This window comes from Epilithonimonas hispanica, from assembly GCF_003385395.1.
In the GTDB taxonomy this organism is placed as follows: Bacteria; Bacteroidota; Bacteroidia; order Flavobacteriales; family Weeksellaceae; genus Epilithonimonas; species Epilithonimonas hispanica.
This window is the reverse complement of record NZ_QNUG01000016.1, coordinates 41,445-57,121: the sequence shown is the minus strand read 5'-3', so window position 1 is coordinate 57,121 and position 15,677 is coordinate 41,445. Positions and strand designations below refer to the sequence as shown.

Below are 15,677 nucleotides of genomic sequence, written 5' to 3'. Positions count from 1 at the left end.
TTATTCCTCTCGATGAACCAAATCCATAGAAAAAGCAGGTAAACAAATCGCAATATATTCACAGGGATCATAAAAAGGATTAGAATAGCGAACTCTTGCTCCTTTTTCTATCAAGATACTTTGTCCTCTCTCAAGAATGATTGAGTCGCCATCTATCTCAAAATGCTTCTTCCCAGAGATAATTAATGTGAATTCATCAAATTCTGGAGTCTGATGTGGCTCGCTCCAATCTGGCGGCGCAACCATATGAGCAATAGAAATATCAGGCGTTCTGGTGGAGTTTCCCCAATGTTCCTCGATTAATTTACCATCGGTGGTTGGAACTACAAATGGTCTAGTTTGGACTCTGTACTTTTTCATTTTTATGGTTTATTGATTTCAAAAACAACATTTAATTTTTCTGGTTCTCCGAAGTAAGCAACATTGACCTCATCTATTCTATTGGCTCCCAATTTTTCCATCGCTTTCTGAGAACGGATATTATCTTTCCCAACGTGAAAATTAACCTTATCTACGAATTGAAAGATGTAATCTAACATTAGCTTTTTGACCTGTGGATTTAGCTTTGAACCCCAAAATTTCGTAGCATAAAATGTATATCCTATAAAAATAGAATTTTCATCCGGATTATAATCATAGAATCTTGTACTTCCAGCAACTTCATTAGAACTTTTATCCATGATTTTAAACGCGCCTTTACTTTCAGTCGCTCCTTGGAAGAAGTTCTCAAACACTTCTCTTTGGTAACGGTCTTTGTTAGGGTGTTGTTCCCAAATTTTTGGGTCAGATGCAACGGAAAATAGCTCCTCAAAATCATTTGGATTCAAAGGAACGAGTTTGACATTTTCGTTTTCTAAAGTGGGTTGGATATTCATTTTGTTGATGGTTGATGGTTGTTGGTTGATGGTTGTCAGGCTGAGGCTCTCGAAGCCTTCTAGAAAAGTATCGCTTTCTCCAATTCAAGCAATTTTTGTTTTCTCCAGATTCCGCCTCCATAGCCTGTCAAAGTTCCATTGCTTCCAATCACTCTATGACACGGGATAATGATGGATATTTTATTAAGTCCGTTGGCGTTTGCGACTGCTCTCACCGCTTTTGGATTTCCTAGAATATCGGCTTGTTGTTGATAACTTCTCGTAGTTCCATAAGGAATTGTTCTTAGAATTTCCCAGACATTCTTCTGAAAGTCTGTTCCAACCGGAGCCAATGGAACTGTAAAATCTTTTCGTTTTCCTTCGAAGTATTCTTCTAATTCCTTTTCTAAAGTTTTGAAATGAGGATTCTCGCCCTGAACAATATTGGCATCGAAATGTTTTGGAATATCTTTAAATTCCGTTGGAAGTGCTTTTCTGTCGGAGAATTCCAGCATACAGATTCCGTTTTCGTTGGCGCAGGCAATCATAGTTCCAAGTGGAGTTTCAATTCTTTTGAGGTCAACAATCTTTTCCATTTTCGAGTTTTTAGGTGACACACCAAATACATTTTTGAAACTGTCATTGAAACCACTCAAACTTTCATAACCATTATCCAAAGCCACATCCAAGACATTCTCGCCTTGCTGAAGTTTCTTAAAAGCCGAATTGATTTTGAACGTTCTCTGAAACGCGTGAAAAGTCATTCCGTGATGTTTAAGAAACCAGCGTTTTACGGTTATTGGTTGCAATCCTCTTTCAACTAAGTCAATATCTTTGAATTTAGTCTCAGGATTAACTGACAATTCATCCATCAATTTTTGGATTTCGGCAGGTGTTTCATCTGGATTTTCCAATGGTTTGCAAACTTTACACGGTCTGTAACCTTTTAGAATAGCGTCTTTTGTATTATCAAAGAATTCTACATTTTCAGGTTTCGGTTTTCTGGCTGTACAAGTTGGACGACAAAAGATTCCTGTCGTTTTCACACCCATCCAAAAAACCCCTTCGAATTCGGGATTCTTTTCAAACGATGCTTGGTACATTATATCGTTGCTCAAATTATTCATAATTGATAAATCATAGTTGATGAATGATACAAATCTAAATCATTTAATAACTTGCAAACAACCGAAAACTGAACAAGTATTTTTTCACTCCGGAAATGCTTTCCATTTTTTGATAAATCCTGTGTAGAAATATAAAAATATAAAAGACAAAATCAACATTATATAACTTGCTGTTAATCCCAAATCATCAAGAACACCTCTGCAATTTGTATAATTATAATTGTCTGTCGAATACATTTCGGCTCGGCAATCAACAGTTTGATGTTCATTAATAATTCCAAAAATCAACCAAATAAGAATTGGAAAACCAATCATTGATATAATCATAAAAATCGCCGAGATGATTTTAGGGAATCTTCCCATCGATATAAAAGGAAGCAATAAAATAATAACTCCTGTTACTAAAATGGTATAAAAGACAAAAAACGAACTATTAAACTTAAATATAAAAAACGACGCCACACAAAACAGCGTCACCACCAAAATAATAACACCAGCAGAAATAATACTAAACAATAACGAACGTAAATCCGTCACTCGGAAACTGAAAATAAACATTGCCAGAGCAAAAGAAATCCAAATATAAAGATGAATGACATCTGTAAAAAAATCATCATTTTTAATCGTATCAACATTCTCCAAAAGTGTTTGCAAGTCCGATGTGTAGTAATAATAATCGGAAATATTATTCTTAAAAAAATTATCCGGAGACACTTCTTTATCCCAGTTCGGGTTGAAATCTTTTACGCTGATTGTATCTTGTTTCACCTCACCATTTTCATCAAGATAATTATCTGTAGTTGCGACTGCAGAATCTATAACAGCAACTGTTTCATTTCCGTCATAATAGCCATCTGGTGATTTGTTCGGGTCGTATTCTTCACCCAACGTTGTTTGATATTTTTTAATGAATTGTCTAACCTCAAATTTATCCGGATTATAAACCATCTTTGACCAATCTTTGGAATTCAAATTATTGGCAATCCTAAACTCATTAGAAATAGCAAGAAAATCCGTCATCAACTTTTGTAATTCTTGAGAATCTTTATTTCCAAGAATCTTAATCGTTTTTTCATTGATGAAAGCTTGTTGATTTTTTAATAAATCTTCGTCCTCAAGATTACTGATGTTATTTTCATATCTATATTTTCTAATATGGGTTGAAGGATTATTTTTAATATCATAAAAAACCGATGAAAAATTAACATAACTCGGCATCGAAGTTTTGATATAAGGCGATAAATCTTCTACTTGTTTTTTGAAAAAGTAGGTTCTTGATTTTCTATCCCCGTCATCTTTATAATAAGCCAAAGCTGTTTTATTTTTCTTTTCCTCTTCTGGATATAAAAACAGGCCTCGTTTATCTTTTTTCGTTACCGTTTTTTTGTACAAACTAAAGAACTGATAAACACGATTGTGATAGACAAAATACTTTTTATCTTTTTCAATTTTATTAATATCAGTTTCGCAATAATAGTCTGAAAATTCTTGTGGGAACAACCGATTTTCTAAGGTATAAGATTCCAAATCCTGAGAAAGAAAAGGAACCGAACGATTGATTACATCGATGTTTTTTGCCATTTTTTCATCATCATATTGATGATTGATGAAAAGACGAAAACCCGTCATATAAGAGAAATAAAATGTTGTAGAAACAAAAATAATGACGAAATATTGCAAATATTCTAAGAACAATTTTCTGCCAGAACTCGGATAAAAATTCTTGAAAGCATTATTCTTTAGCATAAATATCAGCCAGCCGACAATCATCAAAACAGAAATAATGACGTGGACAAAAACAAGTCCTGTTGAGAAATAATCATCGATGGCTCTAGTGTGTTGCAACGTGCCAGGACTGGCGTGCGAAACAAAGCCGATAAAGAAGAAAATGAAATGAACAGCAATTCCCAAAAGCAACATCCAGACGATTCTCGTGTTCCAGATATTGGGAAATCTCTCCAGTAAATATTGATTGATTTGATTGATTTTTTGCATTGGTCAAGAGTTTTTATTCCACGAAGAAACGACGTGTAGAAGATGAAATATTACGAATGTAGGTCACATGTATTTTCGAATTTCCAAGTGCTGATAAAACATTGGAGAATTCTGTTTCAGGACTGAAATAAGCTACGAAAATTCCACCATTGAAATTCACCTTTTCGAGTTTGAATGGCTGGAAAATCTGCAACAATTCTTCTCTGGAATTTTCTGTATCAATTTCTACAATCAGATTTTGATTTTCGGTTTCAGGCTTGATTTCGTTATCTTGATATTTTCCGTTTTTCAGAAAAATCACTTTGTCCGAAATTTTCTCTACTTCATACAATTGTTGTGAACTTAGAATCAACGCAATCGGATGATTGACTGAATTGGAAATCGCTTTCAAATCTTCCAAAATCACTTGTTGCGCCAAAACATCAAGGTTTGCTAAAGGTTCATCTAGCAAAAGAATTTCAGGTTTTCTAAGAAGTGTTCTCGCCAATTCAAAACGCATTTTGTAACCAGAAGACAACTCACTCCATTTCAAATGTTTGTAATTCCAAAGTCCGAGACGCGCAATCATCATCAGCGTTCTGGTTTCATTTTCCTCTGGATTAACGCCGTAATTTGACAGAACGAATTTCAAATTATCCTTCAGACTTCCATACCATTTTTCAGTTCTTTGCGGGATGTAAACGAGTTTTGTTCTCAAATCAAATTCATCCTTTGGGACAGAATCGAATTGATATTTCAGTTCGCCTTTATTATGAGAAATTTCTTTAGCTAAAATCCTCAACAAAGTTGTTTTACCATTTCCATTTTCACCAACCAAACCGTAAACCTGACCTTTTTTGATTTCCAAAGAAACTGGTCCGAGCGAAAAACGATTGCTTCCGTAAGATTTTTGTATTTGATTAGATTGTAAAACAGGAGATTCTGTAGGATATTCGTTGATAGATATTTTCTCGATTTCTGAAAGGAAATTTTTAGCTTTCTCTATTAATTCATCTTGCTTTTCAGGATTTTTCTCTTTCCAATCCGTCAATTCGATAGCTGTTTTATAGATAGTCATATCCTGAGTATCCATCGCACAATCCAGCAATTTTCGGAAACCCAGAACTGTATCTTTATTATCAAAAAAGTGAAAAACGGCTTTCACTCTCTGTTGATGTTTCGTCATAGTTATTTTGTTTTGAACGTTTTTAAAGATAACTAATTTGCAACTGAATTTATTATTAAAATTCAAAAAATAAAATATTGTATTTTATGGGTTATTGTATCTCAGCAAAGTATTCTCGGCTTGATTAATATGTCTCAAATTATGGTAAATCACAAATCGGAAAGTATCGTCTAACTTTAGTTTAATGAATTTTGAAATACTAATTGATGTTTTAGTTTTCTCCCAATCAACCGTTTTTGCTTTTTCCAAAAGTTCAAGCATTTTGTTCTGTTGTTTGATGAATTCATCAATAACAGATTTATCCAAAAGATTGTGAATCAGATTAGAAATCTTAAGCGTTTTCATTTTATTAAGCTTCTCTTTAGGAAGCATCATACTGGCGAAATAATTTCCTAAAAATCCAGTTTTGAAATCGAGTTGCAATAAATTGGTTTTCATTAATTCGGTTTTCGATTTCAGGAAGATAGAAATTTCCATAAAAATTGAGATGTTCCAGACATTCCAAAATGCTCCAGCTATTTTCTGATGTTCTGAAATTCAAAGTTTCATTACTTTGATTCTGTAATGATTTAGCAAAATCAATATTATTTTCTGTGATTATTCTAAGTTCGTTAAGCAATTGATTTATCGGAATTTTCATCATTAAAAATTTTCACAAATGCAAACGGATATAATCTTTGTAAAAATACATCAACTTCAATTTACTACATTAGAGGCATCCTGATTCCATAAAAAAATCCGAAAAACTTACATCTTCCGGATTAATATTTTTAAATAATTATCAATTAATTGAACATATCTTTTACTTTCTCAAAGAATGTTTTTTCTTTTCCAGTTGGTTCAGCGTTCATATCGCCGTTTTCCATTTGGTTTTTGAAAAATTCTTTTTGTTCTTTCGTTAGTTTTTGTGGCGTCCAAACGTTGATATGAACAAACATATCTCCTTTTCCACCATAACCCTCGATATTTGGGAGACCTTTTCCTGCTAATCTTAGAATTTTGCCAGATTGTGTTCCTTCGTCCACTTTGATTTTAACTTTTCCACCAACCACGTTGATTTCTTTGGTTGTTCCCAAAGCTGCTTCTGCAAAAGAAACATATAACTCTTGATGAAGATTATCACCTTCACGCTTGATTACCTTATCTACTTCTTCTTCTACAACCACAAGTAAGTCACCCGGAGTTCCGCCAAGTGGTGCATCATTTCCTTTACCTCTTACATTCAGTTGGATACCGTCTCTTGCACCAGCAGGAATGTTGATTGTGATTTCCTCATCTTCTTTGATAAGACCTTGTGCATTAGCTCCAGCAGGAATTTTATCCGCTACTTTTCCAACACCTTGACATGTTCCGCAAGTCGTTTGTGTCTGCATCTGCCCGAACATAGTGTTCATCACTTTGATTTGTGCACCACTACCATGACAAGTTGGACAAGTCTTAGCAGTAACACCTGGAGCCAACTTCATCTTTTTGACCTTGATGGTTTTCTGAGTTCCGGCAATCATCTCTTCAAGATTCAGCTTGATACGAACACGTAGGTTAGAACCACGAGATTGCTGTTGTCTCTGTTGTCCACCGCCAAATCCTCCTCCGAAGATATCGCCGAACTGACTGAAGATATCCTCCATATTCATTCCGCCACCAAATCCGCCGAAACCTCCGCCAGCTGCTCCGCCCATTCCAGCGTGACCGTACTGGTCGTATCTCGCTTTCTTGTTGCCGTCGCTCAAAACTTCATAAGCTTCTGCTGCTTCTTTGAATTTTTCCTCAGCAGCATTATCACCTGGGTTTTTGTCTGGGTGATATTTGATAGCCATTTTTCGGTAGGCTTTTTTGATTTCGTCTGCACTTGCCGACTTGGATATTTCTAAAACTTCGTAATAATCTCGTTTTGACATAATTGTTAATTGATAGTTGATGAATAATAATTGATACTTAAAATGAAAAAAATCATTAATCAATTATTTCTTATCATTCATTAATATTAGTTTCCAGTTACAACTTTAGCAAATCTAATTACCTTGTCGTGAAGTTGGTAACCCGTTTCTATCACATCTACTATTTTGCCTTTCAACTCTGGCGTAGGTGACGGGATTTGTGTAATAGCCTCGTGAAAATCTACGTTGAAAACATCTCCGGCATTCACTTCAATAGGCTTTAGACCTTTCTCAACCAATTTGTTTCTAAATTTTTGATAAATCAATTCAACACCTTTCAAGTCTGCCTCGTTCCCATTTTTAGCAATTTCTTTCAACGCTCTTTCGAAGTCGTCCAAAACGCCCAACATAGATGTCATCAGATCTTTTGATGCGTAAAGATAGAACTCGTTTTTTTCCTTCAAAGTTCTTTTCTTGTAGTTTTCGAATTCTGCATAAAGACGGATGTATCTGTCTTTTTCTTCTGCCAAAAGTTCTTCTGGAGTCGGCTGTTGTGACACATTTTCCTGATTTGTTCCCTCAGTAGTTTCAGTGTTTGCAGTCTCTGCACTTAGGTTTTCTTCGTGTATATCTTTGTTTTCGCTCATTATCTAATATTTTACAGGATAGCTTTTTCAATTCTTTTGCCAATTCTGATTTTTTGCCAATTAGGCAGAATTTGGGTTGGAGGGTTTGAGAGTTTTAGGCTTGGAGCGTATGAGAGTTGGAGAAGCTTTCAGGTTTTATTAGACTTGTTGATGTATCTCAAGTTAGATAAAAAACTGAGAAATTAAAAGTTATTTTTTCCAGTAATAGCATTTCTAAAAGTAATATCATCTAGAATCCAATTCAGCATTTTATCTTCTTCCGAATTAAGAATATTAGCATAGCCAGTTTCAACTTCATAATTAGGAAATACGCCTCTGCTCTTGTTCTCAAATTCTATATTTGGACGGATAAGCAAAAGTCCAATTGGTAAAGCCAATCTGGAATTGGGAAGTTTCACAGTATTGTTAACACCCGCAACAGTTCCATCATTAGCTCCGCCGGTTTCCTCGCCCACAATTACAGCTCTTTTCTCATACTTCAATTTTGCAGAAATAATAGATGAAGCGGAAAAGCTAGCTCCATTAATCAATACATAAATCTTACCTTTAAAAGCATCGTTTTTTGGTTTTGTAGGTTTGGATGCAAACTCACGAAAATAATATTTGTTATCCTTTTTGGATGCAAAAAGATAGTTTCCTGCCAAAAAGAATGGATAACCAGCAGCTCTCAATACCGACGAAAAAAAGGTCTGCCCACGGAAATAATTCTGATACATTCCTGATGTTTTAGAAGTCATCTCCGGCGACTTTATCAATGTAAAATCTTTATCCGTAAGATAAGAATACAGTGTATTAATCTCAGAAAGCGAGCCTCCAAGATTGTCTCGAATGTCCAGAATCAAATAATTTGATTTGGCTTTTTTTATCTTCTCAAAGGTTTCTCTGTAAAACTTTTTGGCATAGGCAGAAGAAAACGATTTTACCTTGATGTATGCAATTGCACTATCGTTTTTTAGAAATTTGAAGCTTCTGTTATACGATTTAGATTCAGAATCATAGTCTTGGACTTTTTGCTCTAGCGTAATTTTTTGAGGATTATTATCCAAATCTAGTTCTTTGTCTGTTTTCTTTTTTCTTATGATAGAAACATCGGTGATTTGGTTTTCAAATTTGGTTTGTAGTTTTGCACTGTCGAGATAACCTTTTTCCAAAGTATAAAAATTGAAAAACGCGAGATTGATAAAGTATTTCTGAAAAGTTTTATTCTCACCATCAGAACTATAGAGTTGATTATATTTTTTGATTAAGTCGGATACATTCTCATCATTGATTTTAATGATTTCTGTACCTACTTTTATTCTTCCTATATTTTGTTTGTTTTCTTTTACAAATAATTGATTACCCAAAACCTTGTATTCCATCATTGCAAAAAGAGGTTTTTTGGTTTTAAGGACTTTCTGTTCTGCTTTGGAATATCTTTTGGGCAAGGATCGCAATCTAAGATGCCCTTCGTTCACACTCGCAACAACTGGTGCTAATTTGAAGAAAAACTCATTAGGCGTCAAAGGCTGAATGATACTGGTTTTTAGACTATCAAATTTATGATCTAATTGTTCCTTAGTAATATACCAATAGAGATTAGGATGAAATCTCTGCAGTTTTTGATACGTAAAGTCAACATCTTTTTTAAGATCTTCTACCGAAATCTTCTTTTCCAGAAATAAATTATTTTTCTTGACAGACTGACAAGAAAAAAGAAATATTATCATAAAAAAAGAAACTAATTTTCTCATAAATAATGAATTAAAAATAAGATATTTAAATCAAAAAATTCTTTATCGATAATAATTTTAACATTTTATAACAAAAAGTGGTTTTAGATTTGTAATGCAGAGTTATTATAAATTTAAAATATTATGAAAAATATAATTCTTGCAACTACAACTTTTCTGATATCACAGTTTTCTTTCGGACAGAGCAAAGATGTAACTGCTTTTACTAGTTTGAAAGTCTTTGATAAAATCCCTGTACAGCTAGTTCCATCAGATTCTTATAAGGCTGAAGTTAGTGGAAAAATGGCAGATGACATTGAGTTTGTAAACTCTGGAAATGAGCTGAAAATACGAATGAAAACAACTAAGTTACTCCAAGGCGATGATGTCAATATTTTACTCTATTATCAAGATATCAATGATATCCAAGCTAGCCAAGGAGCAAAGATTACTTCTGCCGACGTTGTAAAATCCACAAAATTAGGATTAACTTCCAACGAAGGTTCTCAAATCGATTTGAATGTTGACGCCAATGTCATCGAAGGAAAAGTAAATACGGGAGGTTTGTTAAAAACGTCTGGTACGGCAGAATCCCAATCTATTATTATCACAACAGGTGGAAAATATGACGGGCAAAATCTGAAAACGCAAATCACAAGTATTACAACTAATGCTGGTGGTAAGGCGCTAGTCTATGCAACAGAATCTGTAGATGCCACAACAAGAGCCGGAGGCGTAATTGATATCTACGGATCTCCTAAATCCAAAAAAGAAAAGAAAATTGCTGGCGGAAAAATCAATTATAAGTAATAGATTTAGTTTAAGAAAAAGCTCCCAAAAATTTGGGAGTTTTTTTATTTTCTGTCAGATGATTGTCTTATGTAGAGAGTAGGAGCAAGAACTAGTTTTTTCTCTATACTAATCCCCGATGAGTTGTCTTTAATCCTTTCTAAAAATACATTTCCTGATATTTTCCCCATTACAACAGGCGTCTGGTCCACAGAACTGATAGAAAGTTCCATAAACTGAGTAAAAGGCTCATTACTAAAACCTATCACTCCAATATCTTCCGGAATTTTAACCTTGAGATTCTTGATTTCTTTACACGCTCCAAGTGCTGTAAAATCTGAAGCAGAGAAAATTGCATCTGGTTTTATCTTACGTTTCCAAAGGCTTTTCACAGCATTGATCCCTTCTTCTATAGAACTCCCTGTATTGATGATATTTTCTTTAATAACAGGTAGATTATTCGCTTTTAAAGCATCAATATAACCATTAAGACGATTCTGATAAATCTCAAGATTCTGATCTCCCGAAAAATGGCAGATATTCTTATATCCTTGATTAATCAAATGTTCTGTCGCCATAAAAGCACCCTTGTGGTCATCAATCGTAATCGTACTGATTCCCGGAATATCCTTCTTTCTATCGAAGAATATAATTGGTGTATTAGTCGTTGCTAGGATTTCCTTGATATACTCCATATCCGAAGTATTTCTGGAAATAGAAATAAAAATACCATCAACTTGCGTATTCAGCAACGTGTTAAGTTGCTTTTTTTCTATCGCGGCATCTTCATGGCTTTGGCAGATAATCACGTGATATCCATGTGGAGATAACTCTTCTTCCAAACCTCTGATGACAGATGAGAAGAAATTAGTATTAATATAAGGAACTATGACACCTACGGTTTTCGTTTCACCGCTCTTGAGTGCTTTTGCAAGATTATTCTGCTTATAATTCATTTCCTTTGCAGCAGCCATTACCAATTCTTTGGTTTCCTGACTGATTCTTGGATGGTTGTTTAGCGCTCTGGAGACAGTCGCTACACTCACATTCAGTTTTTTGGAAATGTCATATATCGTCGTGTTTTTTTTCGTCATATATTCTTTTAATGAATATTGATGGTTGTAAATATATAAATAATACGCGTGACAACTGCTTTTAGATTCAAAATCTTTGATTTCTTTTTTCAGTTCCTCAATTCTACAATTTCTATTATAAAAAAAGCCGCTCCACCGAAATGAAAACGGCTCTCTTATTATGAAAAATGAATAGTTTATTTTTTAATTAATTTTCCGTTTGTCTGCTCAGAATTATTTTTCAAAGTGTAGAAATAGATACCTGATTTCAAATCTGTTGTAGAAATCAAAAATTCTTTCTGTCCAGATTTTTCATTAGACTTTTTAATATTCTTCAAAATTCTTCCATTGACGTCCTTTGTAAATCACACCTTCTGATTTTCCAGAAAAATCTGTAACATTGATTATCACAGGCTTGTTATTAAAATCAGAAAAAACCTTTAAATAAATGTTTTCAGAAGCAGGATTTGGAAAGAAAAAAGCATTAGAAATACTTTTAGAAATCGCTTCATTAGTTCCTAATAAAAGACAGTTATTTTTAAAGGGCATTTCTTCTTTTTGAAGAGTGCTCTTTTTTTTATTTAAGTTTTTACGAAAATTTATCCGAAAAATTTCTGATTACAGTTATAGAATTAGAATTTTCTAGAATCAATAAAAAACACCTCATCGATTGATGAAGCGTTTTGGTTTATTTTACACTTTTGACTCTTATCATTCCTTTGTTCTCGTGGTACATCATACACATAATTTTGCCATCACGTTCCTTACATTCTTTGGTATAGTCATAAACAAGTGATACTTTCTCGCCCTCTTTTTTAGACGCTAAAATATCAGAATTACAAACCAGATAATCTTCGTTTTCTGCTACTCTAACATACGTTCCCGTACAGTCTCTTACAATTGTTCCTGTATTCAGCCTATCGTGAACAGTGGCGCAGGAAAATAGTAGTGTTGAGAAAAGTCCTGATAATAAAATGTTTGTTGATTTCATTTCTAAAATTTATTTGAATTAAAGATATAAAATAAAAACGCACCTTAAAATTAAGATGCGTTTTATTTATCTGAATTTAAAACTACATCGTTTCCATCTTGAAACTCATACTTTCAATCACTTTCAAAATCGCTTCAACTGTGTCCATTGAAGTCAAACAAGGAACACCGTTTTCTACTGACATTCTTCGGATTTGGAAACCGTCTCTTTCAGCTTGTTTTCCTTTTGTAGTTGTGTTAACAACGTATTGAACTTTTCCTTTCTGAATCAAATCGATTAAGTTGACATCTTCCTCTCCGATTTTGTAACCGATTTTCGTCTGGATTCCTTTTTCCTCGAAGTATTTTGCTGTTCCTTCTGTTGCCCAGATTCTGAAACCGGCTTCCTGAAATCTTTTTGCCAACAGAGAAGCTTCTTCCTTATCTGAATCTGCAACGGTGAACAAGATAGAACCGTGCGTCGGAACTTTTCTTCCGGCTCCGATTAATCCTTTGTATAAAGCTTTTTCAAAGGTTGAATCTTTCCCCATTACTTCTCCTGTTGATTTCATTTCAGGTCCTAATTGGATATCAACTTTCGTCAATTTACTGAAAGAGAAAACCGGAACTTTTACGAAGATTCCTTCTTTATTCGGAACCAATCCTGACTGATAACCAAGGTCTTTTAGTTTTGTTCCAAGAATTGCTTTTGTAGCCAGATTCGCCATTGGAACATCAGTGATTTTCGATAAGAAAGGAACTGTTCTGGACGAACGCGGATTTACTTCGATTACGAAAACTTCTCCTCCGGAAATTACATACTGAATATTCATTAATCCAATAACATTCAATCCTTTTGCTAATCTCTGGGTATAATCTTCAAGAGTTTTGATTTGAGTTTCCGTCAAAGTCTGAGGCGGATAAACTGCAATCGAGTCTCCGGAGTGAACACCTGCTCTTTCGATGTGTTCCATAATTCCCGGAATCACTACGGTTTCGCCGTCAGAAATCGCATCCACTTCCACTTCTTTTCCGGTCAGATAACGGTCAATCAGAACCGGATGTTCCGGACTTGCATCCACCGCATTTTCCATATAATGAGCGAGTTCTTTCTCAGAATAAACGATTTCCATCGCTCTTCCTCCCAAAACATAACTTGGACGAACCAAAACCGGATATCCAATTTCGTTAGCAATCACAATTGCTTCTTCTTTTGAAGTCGAAGTTTTCCCCAACGGTTGTGGAATTCCTAAATCTTGAAGTGCTTTTTCAAATTTATCTCTGTTCTCGGCTCTGTCCAAATCTTCAAGAGAAGTTCCCAAAATCTGAACACCGTGAGCCGCCAATTTATCTGCCAGATTAATCGCTGTTTGTCCTCCGAACTGAACTACAACGCCTTTTGGTTTTTCGAGTTCGATAATATTCATCACATCTTCTTCTGCCAAAGGTTCGAAGTATAATTTATCCGAAATCGAGAAGTCTGTAGAAACTGTTTCAGGATTTGAATTGATGATAATCGCCTCGTAACCCATCTGTTGAATCGCCCAAACCGAGTGAACCGTTGCATAATCAAATTCAACTCCTTGACCAATTCTGATTGGACCTGAACCAAGTACAATAATTTTTTCTTTTTCAGAAATTATACTTTCGTTTTCTTCTTCGTAAGTTCCGTAAAAATAAGGTGTTTCTGATTCAAATTCCGCTGCGCACGTGTCTACCATTTTATAAACCGGCATTATTCCGTTGTCTTTTCGGAATTGGAACACTTCTTTCTGAGTTGTTTCCCAAAGATGAGCGATATTCAAATCTGCAAAACCTAATTTTTTAGCTTCGAGAAGAATGTCTTTATTGAATTTATTTTCCTTGATTGTCGTTTCGAAATCAATCAGTTTTTTGATTTTCCAGATGAAGAATTTATCAATTTTACTCCATTCCACAATTTGTTCCCAATCGTAACCTCTTCTTAAAGCATCTCCGATGATGAACAATCTTTCGTCATCACAAACCCGGATTCTTCTTTCGATTTCCTCGGCTGTTAAAGCTTCTGCTTGTTTTTTCTTTAATCCTAAATGACGAATTCCTGTTTCCAAAGAACGAATTGCTTTTTGTAAAGATTCTTCGAAATTTCTTCCGATTGCCATAACTTCTCCCGTTGCTTTCATCTGCGTTGACAATCTTCTGTCAGCAGTTTCAAATTTATCGAAAGGAAATCTTGGGAACTTAGTCACTACATAATCCAAAGCAGGTTCAAAGCAAGCGTAAGAAGTTCCTGTAACCGGATTTTTAATTTCGTCCAAGGTCAAACCAACTGCGATTTTTGCTGCGATTTTTGCAATCGGATAACCTGTTGCTTTACTTGCCAAAGCCGATGAACGCGAAACTCTTGGATTCACTTCGATGATATAATAATTGAATGAATGCGGGTCTAAAGCCAACTGAACATTACATCCACCTTCGATTCCTAAAGCTCTGATGATTTTCAAAGAAGCATTTCTAAGCAATTGATATTCTCTGTCAGAAAGTGTTTGCGAAGGTGCCACCACAATCGAATCTCCTGTGTGAACACCAACCGGGTCGATGTTTTCCATATTACAAACCACAATGGCGTTGTCGTTGGAATCGCGCATCACTTCATATTCGATTTCCTTGAAACCGGCGATTGACCTTTCAATCAAACATTGTGTTACCGGCGAATGTTTCAATCCCAATTCAGCGATTTCACGAAGTTCAGTTTCGTTGGAAGCAATTCCACCGCCTGTTCCTCCCATTGTAAAAGCAGGACGAACAATCACAGGATAACCTAAATTATTAGCAAAATCCAAAGCTCCCTCAACAGTGGTTACGATGTCAGATTCTGGAACTGGTTCGTTCAGTTCACGCATCAATTCTCGGAAAAGGTCTCTGTCTTCCGCCTGATTAATCGCTGAAAGTTTTGTTCCTAAAACTTCCACTTTACATTCTTCAAGAATTCCGGATTTCTGTAATTCAACTGCCATATTCAGTCCGGTTTGCCCTCCCAAAGTTGGAAGAAGCGCATCCGGACGTTCTTTGCGAATGATTCTGGAAACGAATTCCAAAGAAATCGGTTCAATATAAACTTTGTCGGCAATCTCCACATCCGTCATTATCGTTGCAGGATTGGAATTAATCAAAATCACTTTGTAGCCTTCTTCCTTCAAAGAAAGACAAGCTTGTGTTCCCGAATAATCAAATTCCGCCGCCTGACCAATAATGATTGGACCTGAGCCGATTACTAAAATTGTTTGTATATCTGTTCTTTTCATTTTTTTATTAGATGTCGGAAAACCGATTTTATTTAATTTTTATTTCATAGGATTTCACCTACGAATTAATATTTCTTCCTTATTTCAACAGCGAATTGCTCGCAGCCCGACTTGAGCGAAAATCCTTTTTTGCTAACCTTTAAGTTCTATTTAGACCAAAATCGTCTGCAAAAAAGATTGGGAGC

The 15,677-nt window shown here is 35.0% G+C and carries 16 protein-coding genes; 1 reads left to right on the top strand and 15 read right to left on the bottom strand.

From position 1 onward, the window contains the following. From DRF58_RS09300 to DRF58_RS09260, 10 genes are all read right to left on the bottom strand, one after another. Nucleotides 1-360 (bottom strand): cupin domain-containing protein, encoded by a 360-nt coding sequence (locus DRF58_RS09300; RefSeq protein ID WP_116034883.1) that lies wholly within the window; start codon nt 358-360, stop codon nt 1-3. Nucleotides 361-362: 2 nt separating this feature from the next. Then, a complete protein-coding gene (locus DRF58_RS09295; RefSeq protein WP_116034881.1) occupies nt 363-875 on the bottom strand; it encodes a GNAT family N-acetyltransferase in 513 nt (170 codons plus the stop codon). A 59-nt stretch (nt 876-934) separates the two neighbouring features. Beyond that, nucleotides 935-1,972: a bifunctional transcriptional activator/DNA repair enzyme AdaA gene (locus DRF58_RS19020; RefSeq protein ID WP_317124859.1), complete on the bottom strand. Its 1,038-nt coding sequence runs from the start codon at nt 1,970-1,972 to the stop codon at nt 935-937. Between the two features lie 93 nt (nt 1,973-2,065). Then, on the bottom strand, nt 2,066-3,976 hold the full coding sequence (locus tag DRF58_RS09285; RefSeq protein ID WP_116034877.1) for a hypothetical protein: 1,911 nt from the start codon (nt 3,974-3,976) through the stop codon (nt 2,066-2,068). Nucleotides 3,977-3,989: 13 nt separating this feature from the next. Continuing rightward, nucleotides 3,990-5,141 (bottom strand): ABC transporter ATP-binding protein, encoded by a 1,152-nt coding sequence (locus tag DRF58_RS09280; protein ID WP_116034875.1) that lies wholly within the window; start codon nt 5,139-5,141, stop codon nt 3,990-3,992. 84 nt (nt 5,142-5,225) lie between these two features. Next, on the bottom strand, nt 5,226-5,579 hold the full coding sequence (locus tag DRF58_RS18920; RefSeq protein WP_262510759.1) for a DinB family protein: 354 nt from the start codon (nt 5,577-5,579) through the stop codon (nt 5,226-5,228). After that, the gene (locus tag DRF58_RS18915; protein WP_262510758.1) at nt 5,503-5,781 is read right to left on the bottom strand and encodes a DinB family protein; all 279 of its coding nucleotides are present in this window, start codon (nt 5,779-5,781) and stop codon (nt 5,503-5,505) included. The genes DRF58_RS18920 and DRF58_RS18915 overlap by 77 nt, the downstream gene beginning before the upstream one ends. A 145-nt stretch (nt 5,782-5,926) precedes the next feature. After that, nucleotides 5,927-7,039 (bottom strand): molecular chaperone DnaJ, encoded by a 1,113-nt coding sequence (gene dnaJ, locus DRF58_RS09270; RefSeq protein WP_116034873.1) that lies wholly within the window; start codon nt 7,037-7,039, stop codon nt 5,927-5,929. Nucleotides 7,040-7,125: 86 nt separating this feature from the next. Further along, entirely contained in the window at nt 7,126-7,665 is a 540-nt protein-coding gene (locus DRF58_RS09265; RefSeq protein ID WP_116034871.1) for a nucleotide exchange factor GrpE, read from the bottom strand. Nucleotides 7,666-7,847: 182 nt separating this feature from the next. Further along, the gene (locus DRF58_RS09260; protein ID WP_245955393.1) at nt 7,848-9,374 is read right to left on the bottom strand and encodes a S41 family peptidase; all 1,527 of its coding nucleotides are present in this window, start codon (nt 9,372-9,374) and stop codon (nt 7,848-7,850) included. A gap of 147 nt (nt 9,375-9,521) precedes the next feature. Between DRF58_RS09260 and DRF58_RS09255 the strand changes: the two genes are divergently transcribed. Further along, a complete protein-coding gene (locus DRF58_RS09255; RefSeq protein ID WP_116034868.1) occupies nt 9,522-10,187 on the top strand; it encodes a head GIN domain-containing protein in 666 nt (221 codons plus the stop codon). A 44-nt stretch (nt 10,188-10,231) separates the two neighbouring features. On the opposite strand, the gene DRF58_RS09250 is transcribed toward DRF58_RS09255, so the two are convergent. The 5 genes from DRF58_RS09250 to carB form a co-directional block, all read right to left on the bottom strand. After that, nucleotides 10,232-11,260 (bottom strand): LacI family DNA-binding transcriptional regulator, encoded by a 1,029-nt coding sequence (locus DRF58_RS09250; RefSeq protein ID WP_116034866.1) that lies wholly within the window; start codon nt 11,258-11,260, stop codon nt 10,232-10,234. Between the two features lie 176 nt (nt 11,261-11,436). Next, nucleotides 11,437-11,577: a T9SS type A sorting domain-containing protein gene (locus tag DRF58_RS09245; RefSeq protein ID WP_157966723.1), complete on the bottom strand. Its 141-nt coding sequence runs from the start codon at nt 11,575-11,577 to the stop codon at nt 11,437-11,439. After that, the gene (locus DRF58_RS09240) at nt 11,564-11,788 is read right to left on the bottom strand and encodes a hypothetical protein (protein WP_116034862.1); all 225 of its coding nucleotides are present in this window, start codon (nt 11,786-11,788) and stop codon (nt 11,564-11,566) included. The genes DRF58_RS09245 and DRF58_RS09240 overlap by 14 nt, the downstream gene beginning before the upstream one ends. Before the next feature lie 139 nt (nt 11,789-11,927). After that, entirely contained in the window at nt 11,928-12,230 is a 303-nt protein-coding gene (locus tag DRF58_RS09235; RefSeq protein WP_116034860.1) for a hypothetical protein, read from the bottom strand. 82 nt (nt 12,231-12,312) lie between these two features. Beyond that, a complete protein-coding gene (gene carB, locus DRF58_RS09230) occupies nt 12,313-15,492 on the bottom strand; it encodes a carbamoyl-phosphate synthase large subunit (protein ID WP_116034858.1) in 3,180 nt (1,059 codons plus the stop codon). Between the last annotated feature and the right edge of the window lie 185 nt (nt 15,493-15,677).

Coding starts and splice junctions, on each gene's coding strand:
- DRF58_RS09300 (WP_116034883.1), bottom strand. CDS start 360: ATGAAAAAGTACAGAGTCCAAACTAGACCATTTGTAGTTCCAACCACC.
- DRF58_RS09295 (WP_116034881.1), bottom strand. CDS start 875: ATGAATATCCAACCCACTTTAGAAAACGAAAATGTCAAACTCGTTCCT.
- DRF58_RS09285 (WP_116034877.1), bottom strand. CDS start 3,976: ATGCAAAAAATCAATCAAATCAATCAATATTTACTGGAGAGATTTCCC.
- DRF58_RS09280 (WP_116034875.1), bottom strand. CDS start 5,141: ATGACGAAACATCAACAGAGAGTGAAAGCCGTTTTTCACTTTTTTGAT.
- DRF58_RS18920 (WP_262510759.1), bottom strand. CDS start 5,579: ATGAAAACCAATTTATTGCAACTCGATTTCAAAACTGGATTTTTAGGA.
- DRF58_RS18915 (WP_262510758.1), bottom strand. CDS start 5,781: ATGAAAATTCCGATAAATCAATTGCTTAACGAACTTAGAATAATCACA.
- dnaJ (WP_116034873.1), bottom strand. CDS start 7,039: ATGTCAAAACGAGATTATTACGAAGTTTTAGAAATATCCAAGTCGGCA.
- DRF58_RS09265 (WP_116034871.1), bottom strand. CDS start 7,665: ATGAGCGAAAACAAAGATATACACGAAGAAAACCTAAGTGCAGAGACT.
- DRF58_RS09260 (WP_245955393.1), bottom strand. CDS start 9,374: ATGATAATATTTCTTTTTTCTTGTCAGTCTGTCAAGAAAAATAATTTA.
- DRF58_RS09255 (WP_116034868.1), top strand. CDS start 9,522: ATGAAAAATATAATTCTTGCAACTACAACTTTTCTGATATCACAGTTT.
- DRF58_RS09250 (WP_116034866.1), bottom strand. CDS start 11,260: ATGACGAAAAAAAACACGACGATATATGACATTTCCAAAAAACTGAAT.
- DRF58_RS09240 (WP_116034862.1), bottom strand. CDS start 11,788: ATGCCCTTTAAAAATAACTGTCTTTTATTAGGAACTAATGAAGCGATT.
- DRF58_RS09235 (WP_116034860.1), bottom strand. CDS start 12,230: ATGAAATCAACAAACATTTTATTATCAGGACTTTTCTCAACACTACTA.
- carB (WP_116034858.1), bottom strand. CDS start 15,492: ATGAAAAGAACAGATATACAAACAATTTTAGTAATCGGCTCAGGTCCA.